General features: G+C 55.6%; 18 protein-coding genes. 8 read left to right on the top strand and 10 right to left on the bottom strand.

Annotated elements, in window-relative coordinates; translation table 11 throughout:
• Positions 1–35: 35 nt before the first annotated feature.
• Entirely contained in the window at positions 36–680 is a 645-nt protein-coding gene (locus BN4275_RS12125) for a potassium channel family protein (RefSeq protein WP_066458673.1), read from the bottom strand.
• A gap of 42 nt (positions 681–722) precedes the next feature.
• Positions 723–2,066, bottom strand: a complete 1,344-nt coding sequence (locus BN4275_RS12130) for a TrkH family potassium uptake protein (RefSeq protein ID WP_066458675.1) — start codon at positions 2,064–2,066, stop codon at positions 723–725.
• Positions 2,067–2,525: 459 nt separating this feature from the next.
• On the opposite strand from BN4275_RS12130, the gene BN4275_RS12135 reads away from it, so the two are divergent.
• The 7 genes from BN4275_RS12135 to ptsP all read left to right on the top strand — a co-directional run bounded on the left by BN4275_RS12135 (position 2,526) and on the right by ptsP (position 11,774).
• Entirely contained in the window at positions 2,526–5,225 is a 2,700-nt protein-coding gene (locus BN4275_RS12135) for an ATP-binding protein (RefSeq protein WP_066458677.1), read from the top strand.
• Positions 5,218–5,928, top strand: coding sequence for a response regulator (locus BN4275_RS12140; RefSeq protein WP_066458679.1), 711 nt, complete (start codon positions 5,218–5,220; stop codon positions 5,926–5,928). Before BN4275_RS12135 ends, BN4275_RS12140 begins: the two co-directional genes overlap by 8 nt.
• 259 nt (positions 5,929–6,187) lie before the next feature.
• Complete coding sequence (locus BN4275_RS12145) at positions 6,188–6,946, top strand: DeoR/GlpR family DNA-binding transcription regulator (protein ID WP_341423445.1); 759 nt, start codon at positions 6,188–6,190, stop codon at positions 6,944–6,946.
• A complete protein-coding gene (gene pfkB, locus BN4275_RS12150) occupies positions 6,943–7,848 on the top strand; it encodes a 1-phosphofructokinase (protein ID WP_066458681.1) in 906 nt (301 codons plus the stop codon). The genes BN4275_RS12145 and pfkB overlap by 4 nt, the downstream gene beginning before the upstream one ends.
• A 15-nt stretch (positions 7,849–7,863) precedes the next feature.
• Positions 7,864–9,774 (top strand): PTS fructose transporter subunit IIABC, encoded by a 1,911-nt coding sequence (locus BN4275_RS12155; RefSeq protein WP_066458683.1) that lies wholly within the window; start codon positions 7,864–7,866, stop codon positions 9,772–9,774.
• Between the two features lie 47 nt (positions 9,775–9,821).
• A complete protein-coding gene (locus BN4275_RS12160) occupies positions 9,822–10,079 on the top strand; it encodes an HPr family phosphocarrier protein (RefSeq protein ID WP_066458685.1) in 258 nt (85 codons plus the stop codon).
• 33 nt (positions 10,080–10,112) lie between these two features.
• Positions 10,113–11,774 (top strand): phosphoenolpyruvate--protein phosphotransferase, encoded by a 1,662-nt coding sequence (gene ptsP, locus BN4275_RS12165; protein WP_066458686.1) that lies wholly within the window; start codon positions 10,113–10,115, stop codon positions 11,772–11,774.
• Positions 11,775–12,054: 280 nt separating this feature from the next.
• On the opposite strand, the gene BN4275_RS12170 is transcribed toward ptsP, so the two are convergent.
• Positions 12,055–13,185 (bottom strand): SLC13 family permease, encoded by a 1,131-nt coding sequence (locus tag BN4275_RS12170; protein ID WP_066458689.1) that lies wholly within the window; start codon positions 13,183–13,185, stop codon positions 12,055–12,057.
• A gap of 208 nt (positions 13,186–13,393) precedes the next feature.
• On the opposite strand from BN4275_RS12170, the gene BN4275_RS12175 reads away from it, so the two are divergent.
• Entirely contained in the window at positions 13,394–13,789 is a 396-nt protein-coding gene (locus BN4275_RS12175) for a pyridoxamine 5'-phosphate oxidase family protein (protein ID WP_066458690.1), read from the top strand.
• 143 nt (positions 13,790–13,932) lie between these two features.
• Here the strand turns inward: BN4275_RS12175 and BN4275_RS12180 are convergent, their stop codons facing one another.
• From BN4275_RS12180 to larA, 7 genes are all read right to left on the bottom strand, one after another.
• A complete protein-coding gene (locus BN4275_RS12180; RefSeq protein WP_079988252.1) occupies positions 13,933–14,694 on the bottom strand; it encodes an alpha/beta hydrolase in 762 nt (253 codons plus the stop codon).
• Positions 14,695–14,727: 33 nt separating this feature from the next.
• Positions 14,728–16,041, bottom strand: coding sequence for an amidohydrolase family protein (locus BN4275_RS12185; protein WP_066458691.1), 1,314 nt, complete (start codon positions 16,039–16,041; stop codon positions 14,728–14,730).
• A gap of 37 nt (positions 16,042–16,078) precedes the next feature.
• Positions 16,079–17,365 (bottom strand): TRAP transporter large permease, encoded by a 1,287-nt coding sequence (locus tag BN4275_RS12190; RefSeq protein WP_066458692.1) that lies wholly within the window; start codon positions 17,363–17,365, stop codon positions 16,079–16,081.
• Positions 17,365–17,871: a TRAP transporter small permease gene (locus BN4275_RS12195; protein ID WP_066458695.1), complete on the bottom strand. Its 507-nt coding sequence runs from the start codon at positions 17,869–17,871 to the stop codon at positions 17,365–17,367. Before BN4275_RS12195 ends, BN4275_RS12190 begins: the two co-directional genes overlap by 1 nt.
• A 151-nt stretch (positions 17,872–18,022) precedes the next feature.
• Positions 18,023–19,114 carry a TRAP transporter substrate-binding protein gene (locus BN4275_RS12200; protein ID WP_242863661.1) on the bottom strand — a complete coding sequence of 364 codons (1,092 nt, stop codon included), beginning with the start codon at positions 19,112–19,114 and terminating at the stop codon, positions 18,023–18,025.
• A gap of 303 nt (positions 19,115–19,417) precedes the next feature.
• Positions 19,418–20,569 carry a CdaR family transcriptional regulator gene (locus BN4275_RS12205; RefSeq protein WP_066458700.1) on the bottom strand — a complete coding sequence of 384 codons (1,152 nt, stop codon included), beginning with the start codon at positions 20,567–20,569 and terminating at the stop codon, positions 19,418–19,420.
• A gap of 34 nt (positions 20,570–20,603) precedes the next feature.
• On the bottom strand, positions 20,604–21,881 hold the full coding sequence (larA, locus tag BN4275_RS12210; protein WP_202615002.1) for a nickel-dependent lactate racemase: 1,278 nt from the start codon (positions 21,879–21,881) through the stop codon (positions 20,604–20,606).
• Between the last annotated feature and the right edge of the window lie 6 nt (positions 21,882–21,887).

Genomic DNA, 21,887 nt, shown 5'->3' on the forward strand with positions numbered 1-21,887 from the left:
CCGCGGCCCATACGGACCGCGGCTTTTCGGAAGGTTTACTGCAGAAAGCGCTGGATGTCCTTGTTTTCTCCCATGATGATGAGCGTTTCATCCGGCTGGAACAGATGATCCGGCTTGGGGAGCGGTTCCAGCTGATTTCGGCATTTGGTGGCCAGGATGCTGATGTGATATTTAGTGCGCACAGCGAGCTGGACAATTGTCCTGCCGACCCAGCCGGCCGGCACCGGTATCTCATAAATCGAATGATTGGGTGTGAGCTCGATGTAATCGAAGATGTTGTCTGAACTGTACTTGACCGCGGTACGCACGGCCATCTCCTGCTCCGGATAGACGACGCTGTCGGCGCCGTTGCGCAGCAGGAACTTTGCGTGTACCTCGCGGTTGGCGCGTGCAAGGACATATCTGGCGCCGAGATCTTTGAGCAGCGCGGCCGTTTCAAGCGAACTTTGAAAATTGTCACCGATAGCCACGATACAAAGGTCGAAGTTGCGTACGCCCAGAGATGAAACGAACGCCTCGTTGGTGCTGTCCCCAATCTGGGCGTTGGTGACAAAGGGCAGGACCTCGTTGACTCGGTTTTCATCAAGATCGACGGCCAGGACCTGATGGCGCAGTTCATGGAGTTTTTCGGCCATATGGCGGCCGAAGCGTCCCAGCCCGATGAGCAGGATTGATTTCATAATGGAACCCCCTCCGTAATCAATTTACAGGGACACCCGCCGTTAGCCGACAGTGACCTTTTCGAGCGGTAGCTGTGCTGGCGGACGCAGATGCCCGTCCGCCAGCGCATAGAGCATGGTGAGCCCGCCGACACGGCCAAAATACATCAGTGTGATGAGCGTGATCCGGGAAACCACACCGAGCTCCCCGGTGATACCCAGGGAAAGCCCCACCGTGCCAATGGCGGAAGCGGCTTCAAACAGAGCAGCGGAAAGGGGCAGGCCTTCGACGCAGCTGATGAGATTGCCGCCGCAGAGAAAAAGCGTCAGATACAGCATCAGGATGGTGACCGCGTTTCGCAAAGCCTCTGGCGGAATACGCCGGGAAAAGCACTGGATGCAGTCCTTTTTTCGGAAGGTGGAGCCCACGCAGAGGATCAGCATGGCAAAGGTGGTCGTTTTGATGCCGCCCGCCGTGGAACCCGGGGAACCGCCGATGACCATCAATGAGATGATCAGCAGGATACCGGGGCTTTGCAGCTGTGTGAGATCCACTGTGTTGAATCCGGCGGTACGCGGCGTGACCGATTGGAAGAGCGAGGCAAGCAGCCTTTCCCCAATGCTCATCCCGCTCCAGCCAGGCTGCTGGAATTCATAGAAAAAGAAAAAGGCCGCAGGCAGCAGAATGAGCAGCCCAGTGCCGGAGAGCACCAATTTGGTTTGCAGCCGGTAGTGGTGGATATTCAGCTTGTTGTGCCGCAGGTCGTCCCAGACAAAAAAACCGATGCCCCCGGTGACGATGAGCAGCATCACCGGAAGGTTTACAAGCGGATCGCCCACATAACGCGTGAGGGAGGAGAACGGCTCACGGATGCCCATCAAATCGAATCCCGCGTTGCAGAAGGCGGAAATGGAATGGAACACAGCGAACCACAGTCCGCGCAGAAGGCCAAATTCCGGACAGAAGCGCAAGGCGAGGAAGAAGGCCCCAATCCCTTCAAAAAGGAAGGTCGCCTTCAGTATGAAGCTGGTGAGCCGGACAATCCCGCCCATCTGCGGCGCGGAGATCGATTCCTGCATAACGAGCCGCTGACGCAGGCCTATTTTTTTGCCAGTAAACATTGCCACAGCGACCGCGACGGTGACAACTCCCATACCGCCGGTTTGGATGAGCAGCAGGATCACCAGCTGTCCGAACTCCGACCAGAAGGTATAAGTATCGTGCAGCACAAGCCCGGTCACACAGGTGGCGGAAGTAGCTGTAAAAAGCGCGTCAAGGAATGGGACGGATTCACCGCTCCTGGTCGCAAATGGCAGCATCAGCAGCAATGTCCCGCTCAGAATCAGAAGCAGGAAACCGCCGAGGATGACCTTAGCCGGGGTCAGCCCGCCGAGGATTTTTGACATGGAATTCCCCCGTACCTATAATAAAACTTGGCGGGCCGTTTTGGCGGCCCGTTTTTGTGGGATAAGACAGGAAAATCCAGGCGATTTTATTCCGTCTTAACATCTCCAGTATAGCGTAGGGCGCGTAAACGCCCGGTTAAGATGTCGGCCCGACTGTTAAGGTTATGCAAAGAATACGACTAGCGGGTTTTGAACAGTTCGGGAATCTTAACAGAATCTTTGCATAAATGGACGAATCAAAACAGCTTTATCACATCGCTTGTGGTACAATAAACGCGACAGAATGCGGCGCGGGCCGCTTGCCTCCCGTGCGGGGGCACATTCATTACGCCGGCAGCACAACGGCACCAGCTTTGCCGACGTTACGCCGTTTCGCGGTTGTGCCGCCGAAAGAAAGCGGTGCTTTTCGACGGCATAATGGTTGTAAATGGGAGAAGAATAGCAACGGGAGGTGAGGCAATGGAGGCAGATAGGTACCGGCCGGATCCGGATTTGCTGCTGCAGGAACTGAAATCCGAATCCGAATCGGGCAAGACGGCGGGCAGAATGAAGGTCTTTTTCGGCTATGCGGCGGGCGTGGGCAAAACTTATGCGATGCTGGAAGCGGCACAACGTGCGAAAGAGGCTGGGATTGACGTGGTAGCGGGCTATATCGAGCCGCATTCCCGGCCGGAAACAATGGAACTGCTTCATGGGCTTGAAACTCTGCCGACGCTACAGGTGCGGTATAAAGGGATCGCCCTGCGGGAATTTGATCTGGATGGCGCGCTCAAGCGGCATCCGCAGCTCATCCTGGTCGACGAGCTCGCGCATACCAACGCGGAAGGCTGCCGCCACCGCAAACGTTATCAGGATATCGAGGAGCTTCTGCGCGCGGGGATCGACGTTTATACGACGGTAAACGTCCAACACATTGAAAGCCTCAACGATATCGTTTCCTCGATTACCGGCGTGGTTGTCGGTGAACGGGTTCCCGACTGGGTGTTCGATTCGGCAACCCAGGTGGAGCTGGTGGACATCGAGCCGGACGATCTGATCGTCCGGCTCGAACAGGGGAAAATTTATCGGGAACAGCAGGCGCGCAAAGCTCTGACCAATTTCTTTTCGCGTGAGAACCTTGTGGCGCTGCGGGAAATTGCTCTGCGCCGCACCGCCGACCGGCTCAACCGGGCGGCCATGACTCCGGACGGCGGCAGAGGAGCGCCTGCTGCGGGAGAGCATATCCTCATCTGCCTTTCGAGCGCGCCCTCCAATGCAAAGGTGATTCGCACTGCGGCGCGCATGGCGGAGGCGTTCCACAGCAGCTTTACAGCGCTGTTTGTGGAGACGCCGGGCACCCCTGAACTGAGTGGGGAAAACCGCCGCAGGCTGCGCGCGAACCTGAAACTGGCAGAGGATCTCGGCGCGCGCATCGCAACTGTCTATGGGGATGACGTGCCGGGTCAGATCGCGGAATATGCGAAGGCAAGCGGTGTCTCAAAGATCATTATCGGGCGGTCAAACAACAAGAAACGGCTTTTTCTGAGCGGAAGCAACCTGATTGACCGCTTGACTGCTCTTGCGCCGAATCTCGATATCTACATCATCCCGGATGCGCAGCCCTATTATGCGGCGCGGCGCAGATGGCTCAGCCGGCAATTTCAATTTTCGTGGACAGACCTTGCCAAAGCAATCGGTATGGTGGCGCTGTCAACGATTGTCAGCGGATTGTTTTATGCAGCCGGCTTCAGCGAAGCAAATATCATCACCGTTTACATCCTGGGAGTGCTGTTCGCATCGGTCATTACAGACGGCTGGATTTACGGGGCGCTGGTATCCTTTGTCAGCGTGCTGGCGTTCAATTATTTCTTCACAGATCCATATTTTACCCTGCGCGCCTATGACGCAAGCTATCCTGTGACCTTCCTAGTTATGTTTGCGTCCTCCCTCGTGACAAGCACCCTCACCATGCGGGTAAAAAACCAGGCGCGGCAGGCCGCGCGCAAAGCCTACCGGACAGAGGTGCTTTTACAGACGAGTCAGAAACTGCAGCAGGCGGAATCCGCGGACGATATCCTTACAGGGACCGCCCGGCAGATGGTGAAGCTGCTCGGCTGTTCGGTCTTTTTTTATCCGGTGCAAGACGGAAACCTGATGCCCGCGCTATGCTATCCGCTCACCGACGAAACGGACATCAGGCCCTGCCTTACCGAAGAAGAACGCGGGGTCGCCCAGTGGGTGCTGAAAAACAACAAGCACGCGGGCGCAACCACCAATACCCTGCCGAGCGCAAAATGCCTTTATATGGCGGTGCGCGGGCAAAAGGAGGTCTTCGCAGTGGCGGGGATTGCAGTCGGGGAGCAGGGGATCGATTCGTTCGAGGAAAACCTGCTGATCGCCATGCTGGGCGAATGCGGGCTCGCGCTGGAAAAGGTTGCGCTTGGCGCGGAAAAACGAAAGGCACAGATGCAGGCGCAGCAGGAACAGCTGCGGGCCAACCTGCTGCGGGCAATTTCTCATGACCTGCGCACCCCGCTGACGAGTATTTCCGGAAACGCAGGCATCCTGATGGGGAATTCCGCGATCCTGGATGAGGACAAAAAGATGGCGCTTTACACCGATATTTACGACGATTCAATGTGGCTCATCAACCTGGTGGAGAACCTGCTTTCGGTCACTCGGATCGAAAACGGTTCCATGAGCATCCATATGGCTCCGGAACTGCTGGACGAGGTGTTCCGCGAGGCGCTCCGGCATCTTGGCCGGAAGGCGGGCGAACATGAGATTACCGTCGATCTGAAAGATGATATGCTCATGGCCCAGATGGATGCGCGGCTCATTATCCAGGTGATCATCAACATCGTGGACAACGCCATCAAATATACCCCGTCCGGTTCCCGCATCGTACTGCGGGCCAAACGCATGGGAAAAATGGCAATGGTGGAGATTGCGGACGACGGTCCCGGGATTGCGGACGATGCGAAGGGGAAGCTGTTTGATATGTTCTATACGGCTGGAGACCGCCGCGCGGATGGCCGGCGCGGGCTCGGACTGGGGCTTTCGCTCTGTAAATCAATCGTACAGTCGCATGGCGGGGAAATCGGTGTGCGGGACAATAACCCCAAAGGCACGATTTTCTATTTCACGCTACAATCTGCGGAGGTGAATCCAATTGAATAAACCACAAATTTTGGTGGTGGAGGATGACCGTGCGGTCAGCAATCTGATTTCCACCACTCTCGAAACACAGGAATACCAGTACCATACCGCCCACACCGGCCAGGCGGCCGTCCTTGACGCGGTTTCCTACCATCCGGATGTCATCATCCTGGATCTGGGGCTTCCCGATATGGATGGGGTGGAAATCATCAAAAAGGTGCGCGGCTGGAGCAATGTACCGATCATTGTGGTGAGCGCGCGCAGCGAGGACCGCGATAAAGTCGACGCGCTCGACGCGGGCGCGGACGACTATCTCACCAAGCCGTTTTCGGTGGACGAGCTGCTCGCACGGCTGCGGGTCGCGTTGCGCCGGGTGCGCTTTGACAGCTCCAAGACGAACGAGGAAGCCAGTACCTTTGTAAACGGCGGGCTCAAAATCGATTACGCAGCGGGCTGCGTCTATCTGAACGGCGAGGAGATTCACCTCACGCCGATTGAATACAGGCTCATCTGCCTGTTGGCGAAGAACGCGGGCAAGGTCCTCACCCACAACTACATCCTCAAGGAGGTCTGGAACAACGCTCTGCCCACCGATACACCGTCACTGCGGGTGTTTATGGCAACCCTGCGCAAAAAGATCGAACCGGTGCCGTCTGAGCCCAAATATATCCAGACGCATGTTGGGATCGGCTATCGAATGGTACGTATCTCGGATGACGAATAAATAAAAATTCTGCCGGCCATACTAAAACGACCGGTTTACGGGAAAAGGGGAAGGTCCGCCCAGCGGCGGACCTTCCCCTCTTGCTTTTTGTAATTCGGTCAAATCCAGCCAAAATATTATCTGTGAATCATATGGGCATAAATATGTAAGATGAAATGCACAAATATTACCTAAAAAATTTGGCGCACGATTGATTGAATGTGATTGATTTTGATTGATTTTGGGTGTATTCTGAAGTCACAGAAAAGAAGGGAATGTGATGTGCATGCTGGCAGAGGAACGCTTCGCCCAGATACTGGAACTGGTTGCGCAGAAACGCACCGTGAGCGTGCAGGAGCTCACAAAGCTTCTCGATACCTCCGAATCCACCATCCGGCGGGATCTCAACCTACTTGATGAACGTGGCCTGCTGGTCAAGGTGTTTGGCGGTGCGACCGCGCCCGACGCGCTCTATAATACCCGCGACGACACGGTGGAAACCCGTGCGGATCAGAACCGCGAAGAAAAAATCCGCATAGCGCGCTATGCGGCGTCACTTTTACAAAAGGGAGATTTTGTTTTCTTTGATGCGGGCACCACCACCGGGCTGATGATCGATTTCATAACCGAAAAGGATATCGTTTTCGTTACCGACGGCCTTTCCCACGCCAAAAAGCTCGCGCAGAAGGGCTGCACAACATTCATGCTCTGCGGAGAGCTCAAAGCTTCGACCGACGCGGTGGTTGGAGGGCAAACGCTGCGGGAACTCGAACGTTACAATTTCACCAAAGGTTTTTTTGGCACAAATGGAGTCCATCTGCAAAACGGCTTCAGCACGCCGGACACGAACGAGGCGCTCGTAAAGGAAAAGGCGATACAGCGCTGCAAGCAGCGGTACGTCCTTTCCGATCCATCTAAGTTCAACCGCATTTCCCCGGTCACCTTTGCGCCTTTTTCCTGCGCGACGGTTATCACAACCCGGCTGCAGGATGAACGCTATAGAAAATATACGAATATCCGGGAGGTGGATGCCGAATGATTTATACGATCACCTTCAATCCATCGCTCGATTACTTTGTGCGGGTTCCACAGCTCCGCCTTGGGCTGGTCAACCGCGCCGAGCATGAAGCGCTTTACCCCGGCGGAAAAGGCGTCAACGTTTCGATCGTCCTTTCTCATCTTGGCATTGAGAGCCGGACGCTGGGGTTTAAAGCGGGCTTCACCGGGCAGAAGATCGACGAAATGCTTCGATCCTGTGGTTGCAAGACCGATTTTATCCAGTTGCCGGACGGTGCTTCTCGCATCAATGTGAAACTCGAATCCGACCAGGAGACCGACATCAATGGCCAGGGGCCCCGCATTTTGCCGGAAGCGATCGATGCGCTGATGGAAAAGCTCGATGTCATGCGCCGCGGAGACATCCTCGTGCTGGCGGGAAGTATTCCGAACACACTGCCGGAAGATATCTACCAGAAGATCCTGGCGCGACTTTCCGGGCGGCAGATTCTCGCGGTGGTGGACGCAACCGGGAAGCTTTTGCAGAACGTGCTGGAATACCGGCCGTTTCTTATTAAGCCGAATCATCATGAACTGGGCGAGCTGTTCGGCGTACAGATCTCGGATGCGGACGTGGTCGCTGTATACGCAGAAAAGCTGCAGGCGCGCGGCGCGCGCAATGTGCTCGTCTCGATGGGCGGCGGCGGCGCGGTTCTGCTGGATGAAACCGGCAGGGTTCATAAAAGCGCCGCGCCCAAAGGCGAGGTGCGCGGCGCGGTTGGCGCAGGCGACTCGATGGTGGCGGGGTTTTTGGCCGGCTACCTGCGCGCCGGCGACTATGAAAAGGCATTTAAACTGGGACTTGCCGCGGGGAGCGCTTCGGCCTTTTCCGAATGGCTGGCCACGGGCGAAGAGATACGAAAGCTGTTGGATAACGGGTTCTAAGGAGGAACGGAAGCTATGAGGATCACAGATCTGCTCAGGGAAAACGGCATCGAACTTTGCGGCAAAGCCGCCAATAAACAGGAAGCTGTGGAACAGATGGTTGCGCTGATGGGAAAAACCGGCTGCGTCAGCGACTTGGAAACCTATAAAAAAGCAGTTTTCCGACGTGAGGAGGAGGGCACAACCGGAATCGGGGAAGGCGTGGCCATCCCGCATGCCAAGACCGGGGCGGTAAAGACGCCGGGCCTTGCTGCAATGGTGCTGCCGAATGGGGTGGATTACGATTCGCTCGACGGCGAGCCCGCTTACCTCATCTTTTTGATCGCGGCACCGGACACCGAGGAGAATATCCATCTCGACGTGCTCGGAAGGCTTTCAGTCCTGCTGATGGACGACGATTTCCGTAAAAATCTGATCCATGCGAAATCGGTGCGGGAATTCCTTTCGCTTATCGACGCGGCGGAAGCCGAAAAGTTCGACGAGCCGAAAGAAGAATCCCCCAAACCGGCGGGAAGCTACCGCGTGCTCGCGGTGACCGCCTGCCCGACCGGCATTGCCCACACCTACATGGCGGCGGAGAGCCTTGAAAAGACCGCGCAGGAGATGGGAATCTCAATCAAGGTCGAAACGGATGGATCGGGCGGCGCAAAGAATGTGCTGACCGATGGGGAGATCGCCTCCTGTGAATGTATTATCGTCGCGGCGGACAAAAACGTGCCGATGGCGCGTTTTAATGGCCGCCCAGTCATTGTCACCAAAGTCGCCAACGGCATCAACAAGGCGCGTGAACTGCTTGAGGAAGCGACCAGCGGCAGGGTCCCGCCCTACCACACCGACGAGAAGAACGAGGCTTCCGCATACGGCGGCGAACAGGAGAGCTTTGGCCGCCAGATCTATAAACATCTGATGAACGGCGTTTCCCACATGCTGCCGTTCGTCATCGGCGGCGGCATCCTGATCGCGCTGGCGTTTCTTTTCGACAGCATCCTCGCCCCGAACGGTGACCCGAACAATTTCGGCATGAATTCTCCGCTTGCGGCTTTCCTCAAAACGGTCGGCGGTACCGCTTTTAACTTCATGCTGCCGATCCTCGCAGGCTTTATCGCACTGAGCATCGGAGACCGCCCAGCGCTGGCGGTTGGCTTTGTCGGCGGCGCGATCGCTGTCGCGGGCGGATCGGGATTTCTGGGTGCGCTGCTCGCGGGCTTTATCGCGGGCTATCTCATCGCCGGTATGCGCAGGCTGTTCGATAAGCTGCCGGCGAGCATGGAAGGACTCAAGCCGATCCTGCTTTACCCGGTGTTCGGCATCCTCATCATGGGTGCAATCTGCACCTACCTCATCAATCCGCCGGTTTCGGCGCTTAACCTTTGGATGAGCAATTCGCTTGAAAATATGGGGCAGGCCAGTGGGCTATTGCTGGGCGCGGTGCTCGCCGGGATGATGGCGGTTGATATGGGCGGCCCGTTCAACAAAGCCGCCTACGTCTTTGGCACCGCGTCGCTGCTGGACGCGGCGGGCAACTCGGTCACCTCCCCGGTTATGGCGGCGGTCATGATCGGCGGCATGGTCCCGCCGATCGCCATCGCGCTCTGCACCACCTTTTTCAAAAGCCGATTCACCAGGAAGGAACGCCAGTCAGGCCTGACAAACTATATCATGGGCCTTTCGTTCATCACCGAAGGCGCGATCCCGTTCGCGGCTTCCGACCCGCTGCGGGTCATCCCGGCCTGTGCGGCTGGTTCAGCTGTGGCTGGCGGACTTTCCATGCTTTTCGGCTGCGCGCTGCCCGCGCCGCACGGCGGTATTTTCGTTTTCGCGGTTGTGGAGAACTGGCCGATGTACCTGCTTTCACTGGCCATCGGCGCGGCCATAGGGTGCCTGCTGCTGGCGGTACTGAAAAAACCGCTTCCCGCACAGGGATAATCGTGGTAAGATCAAATCAGCAAAAGATAGAAAAGGAGAGACGTATCATGAAAACATTCACCTATACCATCACCGATCCTGAAGGCATCCACGCGCGTCCCGCTGGACTGCTTGTGAAGGAGGCCGGAAAGTTCCAGTCGGCGGTCACGCTGAAAAAAGACGGCAAATCTGGCGATGCGAAACGCATCTTCGCAGTGATGGGCTTGGTTGCCAAAAAAGGCGATACGCTGACTGTGGAAGTGAGCGGTGCGGACGAGGAAACCGCGGCACAGGCGATTCAGGCGTTTTTACAGGAGAACCTGTAAAATTTCGCTGCGCGCATAGGGAGGTGCAGAGAGATGGTCACATTAAATGGAAAAAGCGTATGCGGAGGCGTTGCCATTGGCAAGGTTGCATTTTACCGGCGGTGCGGCAGCGGCGTGGTCAAACGGTACCATGTGCAGGACGCCGCCGCCGAGCGCGCCCGCTTTGAGCAGGCGAAGGCGAAGGCTGGCGCGCAGCTCCAGGCGCTTTATGAGAAGGCGCTCGGGGAGGTGGGTGAAGCGAATGCCTCCATTTTTGAGATTCACCAGATGATGCTGGAGGATCAGGACTACTGCGACTCCATCGCCAATATCATTGACACCCAACAGGTGAATGCCGAATACGCGGTTGCGCAGACGGCGAATAATTTCGCGCAGATGTTCGCCGCGATGGACGACGCCTATATGCAGGCCCGCGCCGCCGATGTGCGCGATATTTCCGAACGGCTGATGGCAATCCTTGCCAATGCCGAACGCGCCGCCTTTTCTGCTGGCGGACCGGTCCTGGTAGCGGCCGAGGATCTCGCGCCGAGTGAAACGATCCAGATGGACAAATCGAAGGTGTTGGGGTTTCTGACGGCGCAGGGTTCGGCCAATTCCCACACTGCCATCCTCGCACGCACAATGAATATCCCAGCCGTTGTGGATATCGGGGAAATGCTTACGGAGGAATATGACGGCAAGATGGCCGTCGTGGACGGATTCACTGGTGTGGTCTATATCGACCCGGACGGAGAAACCCTTGCCGTAATGCGCCAAAAACAGGCGCGGGAAGCGGAGCGCCGCCAACTGCTTTTGGAGTTGCGTGGACAGGAGAACGTCACCCTGGATGGGCAGAAAGTGAACCTCTATGCAAACATCGGGAACGTTTCTGACTTGGCGCTTGTGCTCCAGAACGACGCGGGTGGAATTGGGCTGTTCCGCAGTGAGTTTCTCTATCTGGAGAACGAAACGTTTCCTACCGAGGAGCAGCAGTTTACGGTTTACCGTCAGGTGGCGGAAACAATGGGAGGCCGCCGGGTGATCATCCGGACACTTGACATCGGCGCGGACAAAAAAATCGGGTATTTTGGTCTCCCGGAAGAGGAAAATACCGCCATGGGTTACCGCGCGATCCGTATTTGCCTGTCCCGTCCGGACATTTTTAAAACCCAGCTGCGTGCCATCTGCCGCGCCTCCGCCTATGGGAAGGTTGCAATGATGTTCCCAATGATCACCTCGGTCGAAGAAGTACGGGAGGCCAAAGCGCTTGTGGAGGAAGTAAAGGCACAGCTGCGTGCGGCGGGCGTGCCGTTTGATGAGGCGATGGAGATGGGTATTATGATTGAAACTCCGGCCGCGGCGCTCATAAGCGATCTGCTTGCACAGGAGGTCGATTTCTTCAGCATTGGCACCAACGACCTCACCCAGTACGCGCTGGCGATTGACCGGCAGAATCAGCGGCTTGAGCGGTTCTACAATCCGCATCATAGAGCGGTTCTGCGGATGATCCGCTTTGCGGCCGAAAGCGCGCACGCCGCGGGCAAATGGATTGGTATCTGCGGGGAACTGGGCGCGGACCCAGCGCTTACAAAGACCTTCCTGGCGATGGGAATAGACGAATTGTCGGTTTCCCCGGGCGCGATCCTCGGCCTGCGCAAACTGATCCGGGAGACCGATCTTTCAAAAGATCGGGAAGCGGCGCTTCGTCTGGTGTGAAGGAATACCGGGCGCATTCCCTTAAACTTTACAAAAAGTTCTAAAATTCCTCAAACCTTTTTCAGAGTTCTATAGTACACTGAATACAGTAAGTGAGGTACCTTCTTCGTTTACTTTCTATTTCTCCTCCAATATTTCATCTCTCTCCAACCAAAAAGCGGACTTCTTTGTGAAGCCCGCTTTTTGTGCGCAATGATTCCTTGAAAAAACGAATTTCGAGAGGCGATCGATGTCTTGATGAGATGCGCCTGATCGGATTGCCGCTGTAAGCTGAGATCGCTTAAAGCATACCGAACCGGCGGGCGGCAAGCAGCAGAAAGAGCAGCCCGGCAAGATTCGCCGCAGTGAAAAAGGCGAGATACCGGAATGGCCGGGCACCTGCGGACTTCCGATAGAGCTGAAAGGAGATGAGGCTTGCGAGTGACGCGATGAGTGTGCCGAGTCCGCCGATATTGGTCCCAACGAGCAGCCCGCGCCAATCATCGGTAAAACCGGACAGCAGTACAGCGGCCGGCACATTGCTGATTGCCTGACTTGCCAGGATCGATGTGGCGGCTGCGCTTTTTGTGAGGATTCCGGCTAGGAACTCCCGCACCGCGCCGATCCGGCCGATATTTCCCGCAAAGACAAAGAAACAGGCGAATGTCATGAGCAGGCCATAGTCGGCGCGGCGGAAAAGCCCGCGTGCAAAAAAGCCGAGCGCGAGCAGTACGATGAGCAGCAGCAGGCCGTAATGCAGCAGATGGAAAACAGAGAGCAGGCAGAGTGCGAAAAGTCCACAGAAAAGCGCGAGCCTGCCGGGAGAGCGGATAGTTTGCCGCGCGGGGAAGTGTACTTCGATGATTTCACCGTTGACAGCGAGCGCGGCGGCAGCGAGCGCGACGAGGCTTAATAGGGTGAGCGGCGCCATGGCCGCAAAAAAGCCGGACGCCGGGATCGAAAACTTCGCATAGAGGAACAGGTTCTGTGGATTGCCGACCGGCGTGGCCATGCTGCCAAGATTGGCTGCGATGGTCTGAAGCGCGACGATCCGAATGAGGTATTCGGTGCGGTCGATCATCGTGAGCACCAGGATAGCAAAGGGGACGAAGGTGATGAGCGCTACGTCGTTGGTGATGAGCATCGAAGAGAAAAATGGAAGCGTCACCAGCACGAACGAAAGCATCCGGAACCGTTTGCGTCCGGAGAGAAGTTTCTGTGCGAGGACAATGAAAAGTCCACATTCCTGGAACCCCGCAACCACTTCCATCAAGCAAAAGAGCAGGCAGAGAACCCGCAGGTCTATGTATCCCATGTACTGTGCGTCGGGCGGTATAAACAGCATGGAAATTGCCGCGCAGAGAAAGGCGGCCACCAGAACAGTTTCATTTTGAAAGAAAATTAGGCACTTTTTAACAAAACTTTTGCGCATAAGATCGCTTCCTATTGTGAAAAAATTGAATAGCTGTTATAATAAAATCGTGATAACCGGGAGTTGCCTGTAGAGGCAGGACGGTACCGGATGGATTCCCTGCACAGCCCGGCGCAGCGGAAAGCTGCCGGGCCCGCAAAATGGTTGCGGCTGTGCCATGTTTGGACCATAGGGATTTTATCACAAAAAAGTGAAGGGAGCAACGGCTATGGATGAAGTCTTAAAATTTTTAACGAGAAATCCCATCTTTTTCTTTACAACAATGGATGGTGATCAGCCGCGTGTCCGTCCGTTCGGTGCGGTGACCAAATATGAGGGAAAACTCTATTTCATCACAAGCAACCAGAAGGAAGTCTATAGACAGCTCAAGATAAATCCCAAGGTGGAGATCTGCGGTATCGATCAGAATGAAAATTGGCTGCGTATTTCGGGCAAAGCGGTTATGGATACCCGTCCGGAAACGGTTGGACACATGCTGGAAGAAATGCCGTCGCTGAAAAACATCTATAGTGTGGACGATGGAATTGCCGAGGTGTTCTATCTCACGGATGCGGAGGCCCGTTTCTGCACAATGGGGAAAGAGCCGCGCGTCGTCAAGCTTTAAGGATTCAGAAGAATAAACGCCCGCCGCGTTCGGCGGGCGTTTTGTGGTTTTGGCAGCTTTTTGTATACTGCAATGTCCTTATAGACGCAAAAAAGCCCGCGTTTTGCGGGCTTTTTTGCAATCAAAATTGGGAGATCGGTGGCTTACATGGAAAAGATTTTTTTGAGGTAAGCGATGGAGGTGTCGTAAACCTCCTGCTTCCATTTGAGCGAGGAATACTGGTGATTTGAACCCTCTACAATGTGAAGTTCCATCTGGTCGCCATAGATATCCTGGAACTGATACGCACAGTCAATCGGGATGACTTCATCCTCGGAGCCATGGATCAGCAGGATGGAATTTTTGTAGCCAGCCGCGCCCGCCGGGATGTCGAGCTTGCGCACATCTTCGAGATAAGCTTTCGAGAGCTTCATGCCGCCGATGTCATAGCCAAGCCCGTCGTCAGTCGGTCCCACCAGGGTGCGCGCACGAAAGCTCGCCTGATAATACATGCTGTAAGCGGGCGCCCAGATGACGGCTCCTTTCGGCTGTACCTTCGGCAAAATCTGGGTGACCACAAGGCCGCCCATGCTGTGTCCGGTCGGGATCACCTGGTCGGGGATCGCGAAGTCCTGTTCACAGGTCCAGCGATAAATCGCTTCAGCGTCCTCGATTTCAGAGGAAGTGGTCATCTCGGAGAAATCACCGTCGCTCTCGCCGCAGCCGTAAAAATCGAACCGCACGCAGGCCATTCCATTTTTCACGCATTCGCGGGCAAAGAGCTCGTGCAGGCGCATCATACCCACCTTATCCACTGTGAAACCATGGTAAAAAATCACGGTGGGGAAACAACCGCCGCCCTCCGGCGCGCGCACGCAGCCGCGCAGCAGCTTCTTGCCGACTTGCAGTTCAACGCTTCTGTACATTACTTGTTCTCTCCCTTGAAAATTGGCTGCAGGTTACAGCCGGTAAAGTTCAGTGCCGTTTTCAGTGAACATCTTATGGATCAGTGAGAACGCCTCCCGTTTGCTCAGAAAATCGTTCTGCACCTTGTCCGCCAGCACATCGGCCGCGCAGGAGAACGCCATATCGAGATGTCCGCCGATCAGTTCGGGAAACTTGACATCCGATCCGAAGCCCAAGATCCGATGTCCGGGCACAAGATCGATGTATTCGCTGAGTACCTCACGGGACATCGCCATGCTGATAACATAGGTCCAAGCCATGTCCGCATAGGTGTTGAGGAAGAGCTTGCAGAGCACGCCAGCCTCATGGATAAAGGGGATTCCGGCATGGAAAATGTCGAAGCGGACGTCCGGATAAGCCGAAAGCAGCGGGATGAGGTGCAGGGGATTGGCGTGCCGGACGTCGGCCCAGCAGTGCTGGATGCCGGTATGGATCTGGAAGAGCATGTCGCGTTCGCGGCACATTTCTCCCATATAGAAAATCAGGTGATCCTGGAACTGCTTGATCTCATCCGCGCTGAGCGTTTCGCCGCGCAGCGCCCGGTCAAAGAGTCCCGTCGCAACGCTTTCCTCCACCGGCTGGGAATCCAGCGTGCGGAAGTATGCGTGCGCCAGCTTGAGACCGATAGCCCCGTTTGCGATATACTGGTCAAACAGGCGATCGAGCGCAACCTTCAGAGAATGCAGGTCATGGATATTCGTGCCGGTGTGCGCCGCAAGTTGCTCCACCATCGGAATCCGGTAACAGAAGAGCGCATACTCCATGCGCAGGACACCGGTGAAATACCTGCGGTCCCATTTGTCCTGCCACTTGGCGGCACGGATCTGCTCGTCGGTCGCACTGACCAGCTCAGCCGTGAACCAGTCGTCGAACCAGGGGATGTTGCGGACCTGCGTCTTGATTTTTGCCTGACGGGTCGCGGCTTCATACCAGTTGGGATCGGCGGTCTTGCGGCGAATGGAGTCGTTGAGCGCTTTCCAGTTTTCGTCGGTCACATCGTCGTCGGTGAAATCAAAATATTTTTTGAATGCGACAATATTGTGCCGCCAATAAGTGATGTTCTGCCCCTTATAGAGAGCAGTGCGCAGGCGTTCCCATTTTTCCTCATCGGTGGAGCAGCCGTGATAGGGGTCTTTGCCCAGCAGCCCCACGATATCCCGTTCAAAATAGCTGTTCAGCGAGAATAGGTCATATGGGCCTTCCGCGTAATAGCGATCCGGGAAGCGGGTGTGGGAATGGGTATCGACAACTTCGCATTCCCGCATCGCCGCAAGGAATTCCTGCCGCAGAGATTCATCAGAACGCATGGATAAAGCCTCCCGAACAAAAGTTAACAGAAATTCATTAAGCGATCATACCGAACAGCCTTGGAATGAAGAGTACCAAGTCTGGACAGAAAATCATGATAGCCAGCGCCGCCAACAGAATCGCTATCTGAGGCAAGGCCTCCGGCAAAGTTTCCTCCAGTTCGCAGCCCGCGATTCTCTGCGCGATGAACAGGTCGGGTCCGAGCGGCGGGGTAACCATACCGATGCAGAGGTTGACGACCATGATAACGCCGACGTAGATGTCGTTGTAACCGACCGAGGTCAGCAGCGGGACGCAGAACGGGGCAAACAGGATGATGCAGGAGTTGGTATCGATAAACATACCGGCGATCAGCAGGATCACGTTGATGATCAGCATGATGACCAGCGGAGATCGTGTGAAGGAAAGCACCGCATTCGAAACGGTTTCCGGGATTTTACCAAGGGTAAGCAGACGGCCGAAGGTGCTTGCGCCGCCGAACAGGATCATGATGGTCGCGGAGGTGATTGCCGCCTCCACCAGCGCTTCTTTATAAAGCTTCCAGTTCAGGGTGTGGTAAGCGAATTTGCCGACCAGCAGCGAGTAGATAACACCGATAACCGCGGATTCGGTTGGGGTGAACAGACCGGCATAGATACCGCCGAGGACGAGGATCGGCATGAGCAGCGCCCAGATAGCGCTCTTCATGATCTTCATTTTCTCGCCCCAGCCCTTGGCGATGACCTCGCCGCGGTAGCCGCGTTTGTGGGAAACGAGCTTGTTCCAGAGGATCAGCGCGCCGCCCATCATGAAGCCCGGCAGGAAGCCCGCGGTGAACATGGTGGTGACCGAGACGCCGATCGTGACGCCGTATGTAATCATCGGGATGGAAGGCGGAATAACCGGTCCAATGGTGGAAGCGGAACCGATCAGCGCGCCGCAGTATTTGCCTTCATAACCCTGTTTCATCATCGCAGGGATCATGATGCCGCCGATCGCAGCCGCAGTCGCAGGGCCGGAACCAGAAATCGCAGCGAACAACATCGAAGCGATAACGGCAGCAGCGCCAAGTCCGCCCGGAGAGTCGCCGGTGAGCGCTTTCGCAACGTCAACCAGCTTGTCCGCGATTGAAGTTTTCTCCATCAGGGATCCAACCAGCATGAAGAACGGAATCGCCATCAGCGGGAAGGAGTCCATGCTCGAAACCATGGCCTGGGTGAGCATATCGCCCATACCGGGGAAATAGAATGCAAAAGTTACAACGGTACTGATTGCCAGGGAAACAAAGATCGGAACGGTAAAAAACAGACAGAGGAACAGGGTTCCCATCAGAAGTCCTACCATTAGTTGCTCCCTCCCTCTACTGCTTCATTTTTTGCTTGTTTATAGGCCCGGTATCTGGTCTGAATGATACGGGCGGGCAGACCGATCATGCCGGCCACAGCGGGAACATAAAGGATCCACGCGGGCAGCCACTGCATCGAAGCAAAGGTCTGGCCTTTTTCAACGACGGTCTGAATGATGAACAGCATCTTGTAAGCGATAAACAGACCAAAGCCCATGGTGATGAGGTCGCCGATCAGCAGGAAGATCTTGCTGACCTTTTCGCCTGCGAACATGGTGACAGCGGTCACGCGAAGATGCGCGCCGGTGGCACCTGCCCAGCTCACGCCGGCGAAGCTGATCCAGATAAACATAATACGGCTCGCCTGCTCAGCCCAGGACGGCGTATATCCGAAAATATAACGGGAAAAAACGGTGAAACCGATGATTGCAACCATGCAGGTAAAGAGCACGATGATAACCGATTTCTCTATTTTGTCATACCAAGGGATTTTTTTCTCTTCCATATAGACCTCCATTATTGCCGCCGAGGAATGCGGCCGAATTCGAAGATAGCCCCTTCTAAGAAACGCCCCAAGGAAAGGTTTACGGGGGAGTCCGGGAGTCCCCGGACTCCCCCGTGGATGTTGTCCTGTTACAGACGGAAAGAATTACAGATTAATACTTCGCGTTGATCTCTTCGACCTTGGCGATGACGTCTTCGCCGATCTTCGGGCCAAATTCGTCGTAAACCGGCTGCGCAGCGGCACGGAACTCAGCGCGTTCTTCATCGGTCAGCTCAACAATCTGCGTTTTGCCGCCGGCGAGGATCTCCGCTTTGATCTCTTCGTCCATTTCGATTGCGATCTGACGCTCCCAGTCGATCGCCTCTTTGGCGCATTCGGAGAGGATGGCCTGCTGGTCTGCGCTCAGTTTTTCCCAGGTCTTTTCGGACATCAGGAACGGGCAGGGATCGTAGATGTGACCGGTTTCGATGATGTACTTCTGAACCTCGTCAAAACGGGACATCTTGATGTTGGAGTACGGGTTCTCCTGCGCGTCGATGGTCTTCTGCTGCAGAGCGGTGTAAACCTCGGAGAACGCCATCGGGACTGCGGAAGCGCCCAGTGCGTTGAAGTGCGCGATGTGCATCGGGCTGTCCATAACGCGGATCTTCAGGCCCTTCATGTCAGCCGGCTTATGAACTTCATTGTTGCAGGTGACATGGCGCCAGCTCTGGGTCAGCCAGCCAAGGTTTACAAAGCCGGCAGGGAGCAGGTCCGCATTGATCTGCTGGCCGATTTCGCCATCCATGACTTCCCAGGCCGCTTTTTCAGATTTAAAGAGGTAGGGCAGGTCGAACAGCGCGGTCTTGTCGGTGAAAGCCGAGAGGAAAGCAGTGGACGGGGCCGCCATGTCGAGGGTGCCCATCTGGAGCTGCTCGCACATTTCACGGTTGCCGCCGAGCGCAGAGTTCGGATAGATCTCAACGACGATGCCGCCGTTGGACTTCTGAGCAACCAGCTCTGCGAAATGATCCAGACCTCTGTCGATGTTGGTGCCGTCGGCAACAACGTGTCCGATTCTCAGGGTGATGGCGTCAGCAGCAGGGGCAGGGGTGTCCGCAGGAGCCGAGGCGTCTCCAGCTGCGGAGGCCGCGGGTGCGGCGCTCGAGGACGGAGCGGAAACGGTTGGCGGAGTGCCGCAGGCCGCCAGACACATCGCGGCTACCAGTGCGAGAGCCATTACAGATAAGATTCTCTTTTTCATGTTTTGCATCCTTTCTGTTGCTGATTCTTCAAATACAGCGTTTGATATTTGGTGTGGAGAACAAAAGGTTCCGTCACACCGGGGAACTATTTTTAAAGGCCACCAGAGCCAATAAAACATAATAATAACAATTTGGGATAAAAAGTGGCATCCAACGGAAAACCTGTCATAATAACTTACAATATGATAACATTTTTGAATGAAATTTGATATATTATGTATAATTAAGAAAGTCTAACAGATTTGTTACAGGTACTAATCAAGCCAAATGTTTTTGTGCAAATTATGTACCAAAAGCCGGATTCAAATTCCGCTGTCGCTTTCATAAAATACGATCGCGATATAAAAGAGGGAGGAGTCTTCAAGGTTGCGCGGGTCGTACCCGGTGCGTTCCCGCAGCTTATTCAGTCGGTATTGCAGGGTGTTCTTGTGCAGAAAAAGCTTTTGGGCGGTCTGTCCGATCGAGCCATTGCAGGAAAAAAAGGTGGAGAGCAGGCTGACCCACTGATCGATTTCCTCATCGGAACAGCCGCGAAAAACCTTGTGGATAAACTCCTGCCTGGATTTTTCAGGGATGTCGTTGACAAACAGCTCCATACCGATATCATCATAGAAGGTGACTTCTCCGTGGCCGGTCGAATGCCGCGATCCCCACAGCGCCTTTTCCGCACGGCGGTAGCCGTCGCGCACCTGCTCGGCGCTGGTGCACAGGCTGTCCGCCCCCACCTTCAGATGCACGCCGCAGGAGGTGAAAACTTCCCTGCGGATCAGTGAAACCAGCTCAAGAATCCGTTTATCCGGCCGGTCGGTCACAAGCCAGACAAATTTTGAACCGTTGATCAGAGAGAGGTTTTGGGGGTCCTCCTGCAGGATCTTTTCGATGACGCGCTCGATCGAATCAATGACTGCCTGGCTGACAACATAATTGCTTTCCCGCTGGTTTGCGGAAGCCGAAGCCACCAGGACCCTGCGGGCACGGGAGATGTCGATGTCCATGGTGAGGCCAAGATTGAAAAACTCCTGATTGATCTTGTGCGCTTCACCGAATACCCACTCCTGTACAAAACGGTTGCGGGTGTTGCGCGCGCGGCTTTTCTGTTCTTTGAGATAGTCGTCCAGCAGCAGGATTTCCGTCATCTTTTTGATGATCCGGCCGTATGGCTCCACCTCGTCGCAGTCACCAGTGACGCCGATGACACCCACTGTTTCGCCTTCGATTTCGAGCGGCAGATTGATGCCCCTGCGGGTGCCCTCGTATTCTTCGTCGTGGTAGATCTTCAGCACGGGAAGCTTTTCGGAGAGCAGCTTCTGTGTCGCTCCGTGAAAGCTTCCAATGCGCGAAGGGGTTGTGCCTGCGATGATATGAGCGCTTGCATCGACAACATTGATGTCCTGATGGATGATGCTTTCCAGCTCGGTCACGATTTTCATCGCCGTTGCTCTGGATATTTTCATCTTTGCTCCTCCAGCTGCCGGGCAGCCTGTGGTTTTATTCGCGGATAATGTTCGAGATGCCCTCCGGAATCACGGTGATCTTCGCGCCGCTGCGTCCAAGCAGCTGGTCCGCTTTTTGAAGCGCTTCTTCGATCGACGCCGCCGGGGTCATATGCAGCCCGCGGACGGTTTGGGGGTCAAGGCTGCTGACAAAGACAACTTTGCATTTCATCAGCACGCGGGCAAAAATCTGCGACTGCCACTGGTCGACGATCGTTTCGTCCTGGGGAATGGCGAGGAACTGCTCCATCAGCTTCTCGGCGGAGGGGTTCTCCGCGAAGGTTTTGTAGAACGAATCCCCGCCGATGCCGTCCTCGCACTTGGCGACCATGATGATGACCCCGCCCTGGTTGCAGGTCGCTTCAGCCGCGGTCATTCCCTTGACCGCCTGGTAGGCGTTCTGGTCGAGCGGATAGCCGTTGTTGGTGGTGATGACAATGTCGGCGGGGCAAGCCGGCGCGCGGCAGAGATCGCCCACGAAGTTTGCGCCCGCCAGATGCGCCTTGTCACAGTCGCCGGCAAAGGCGCCGATGACCTGCTGTTTCGAATTGATAACCACATTTACAATGAAAGCAAGCTTCGCCTCTTTCGCGGCAAAGATCATGTCCCGATGGATCGGATTGCCCTCGAGGATGCCGGTGCGCGCGTGCGGGTCCGCGATGAAAGCGGAACAGTGATTCGCATGCACCGTCTGCCGTGAAGCGATGCCTGGCAGGACGCTTTTGCGTCCGCCCGAAAAGCCCGCGAAGAAATGCGGCTCAATGAATCCTTCGGCCACCAGCAGATCAGCTTCGAGAGCCATTTTATTGACAATGAGTTTTCCGCCGGAAGGCAGAACCGCGATCTCGCGCATCATGCTTTCATCGGCGCAGTCGTGCACCACGATCTTTTCCCGCTCAATAATCTCGTCGCCGAATTTGGCGGCGAGTTCTTCGCGGGTGGTTCCGCGGTGGCAGCCGGTGGCGATCAGGATGGTGATGTCGGCCTGCGGATTCCCGGCGCGGATTTCCGAAAGCATGAGCGGCATGATGATCTTGCTCGGCACTGGGCGGGTGTGATCGCTCGCGATGATGACAACCTTTTGTTTACCGCGCGCGAGTTCACGCAGGGATTTTGTACCGATCGGGTTTTGCATGGCCTCACGTACGATTTCATACTCGTCCTTGCCGGGCTGGAAGGAATCCAGCCGGCTGTGGATCACCGTTTGAATGCGCTCGTCCGGGATTTGCACGGTAAGTTTGCCTTTTCCATATGGCAGTTCAATTTGCATAATATTCAC

The organism is Anaerotruncus rubiinfantis (assembly GCF_900078395.1).
GTDB lineage: Bacteria > Bacillota > Clostridia > Oscillospirales > Ruminococcaceae > Anaerotruncus > Anaerotruncus rubiinfantis.

Excerpts from the sequence above, each read along its gene's own strand:
- BN4275_RS12125 (WP_066458673.1), bottom strand. The coding sequence starts at position 680 with ATGAAATCAATCCTGCTCATCGGGCTGGGACGCTTCGGCCGCCATATG.
- BN4275_RS12130 (WP_066458675.1), bottom strand. The coding sequence starts at position 2,066 with ATGTCAAAAATCCTCGGCGGGCTGACCCCGGCTAAGGTCATCCTCGGC.
- BN4275_RS12135 (WP_066458677.1), top strand. The coding sequence starts at position 2,526 with ATGGAGGCAGATAGGTACCGGCCGGATCCGGATTTGCTGCTGCAGGAA.
- BN4275_RS12145 (WP_341423445.1), top strand. The coding sequence starts at position 6,188 with ATGTGCATGCTGGCAGAGGAACGCTTCGCCCAGATACTGGAACTGGTT.
- pfkB (WP_066458681.1), top strand. The coding sequence starts at position 6,943 with ATGATTTATACGATCACCTTCAATCCATCGCTCGATTACTTTGTGCGG.
- BN4275_RS12155 (WP_066458683.1), top strand. The coding sequence starts at position 7,864 with ATGAGGATCACAGATCTGCTCAGGGAAAACGGCATCGAACTTTGCGGC.
- BN4275_RS12160 (WP_066458685.1), top strand. The coding sequence starts at position 9,822 with ATGAAAACATTCACCTATACCATCACCGATCCTGAAGGCATCCACGCG.
- ptsP (WP_066458686.1), top strand. The coding sequence starts at position 10,113 with ATGGTCACATTAAATGGAAAAAGCGTATGCGGAGGCGTTGCCATTGGC.
- BN4275_RS12170 (WP_066458689.1), bottom strand. The coding sequence starts at position 13,185 with ATGCGCAAAAGTTTTGTTAAAAAGTGCCTAATTTTCTTTCAAAATGAA.
- BN4275_RS12175 (WP_066458690.1), top strand. The coding sequence starts at position 13,394 with ATGGATGAAGTCTTAAAATTTTTAACGAGAAATCCCATCTTTTTCTTT.
- BN4275_RS12180 (WP_079988252.1), bottom strand. The coding sequence starts at position 14,694 with ATGTACAGAAGCGTTGAACTGCAAGTCGGCAAGAAGCTGCTGCGCGGC.
- BN4275_RS12185 (WP_066458691.1), bottom strand. The coding sequence starts at position 16,041 with ATGCGTTCTGATGAATCTCTGCGGCAGGAATTCCTTGCGGCGATGCGG.
- BN4275_RS12190 (WP_066458692.1), bottom strand. The coding sequence starts at position 17,365 with ATGGTAGGACTTCTGATGGGAACCCTGTTCCTCTGTCTGTTTTTTACC.
- BN4275_RS12195 (WP_066458695.1), bottom strand. The coding sequence starts at position 17,871 with ATGGAAGAGAAAAAAATCCCTTGGTATGACAAAATAGAGAAATCGGTT.
- BN4275_RS12200 (WP_242863661.1), bottom strand. The coding sequence starts at position 19,114 with ATGAAAAAGAGAATCTTATCTGTAATGGCTCTCGCACTGGTAGCCGCG.
- BN4275_RS12205 (WP_066458700.1), bottom strand. The coding sequence starts at position 20,569 with ATGAAAATATCCAGAGCAACGGCGATGAAAATCGTGACCGAGCTGGAA.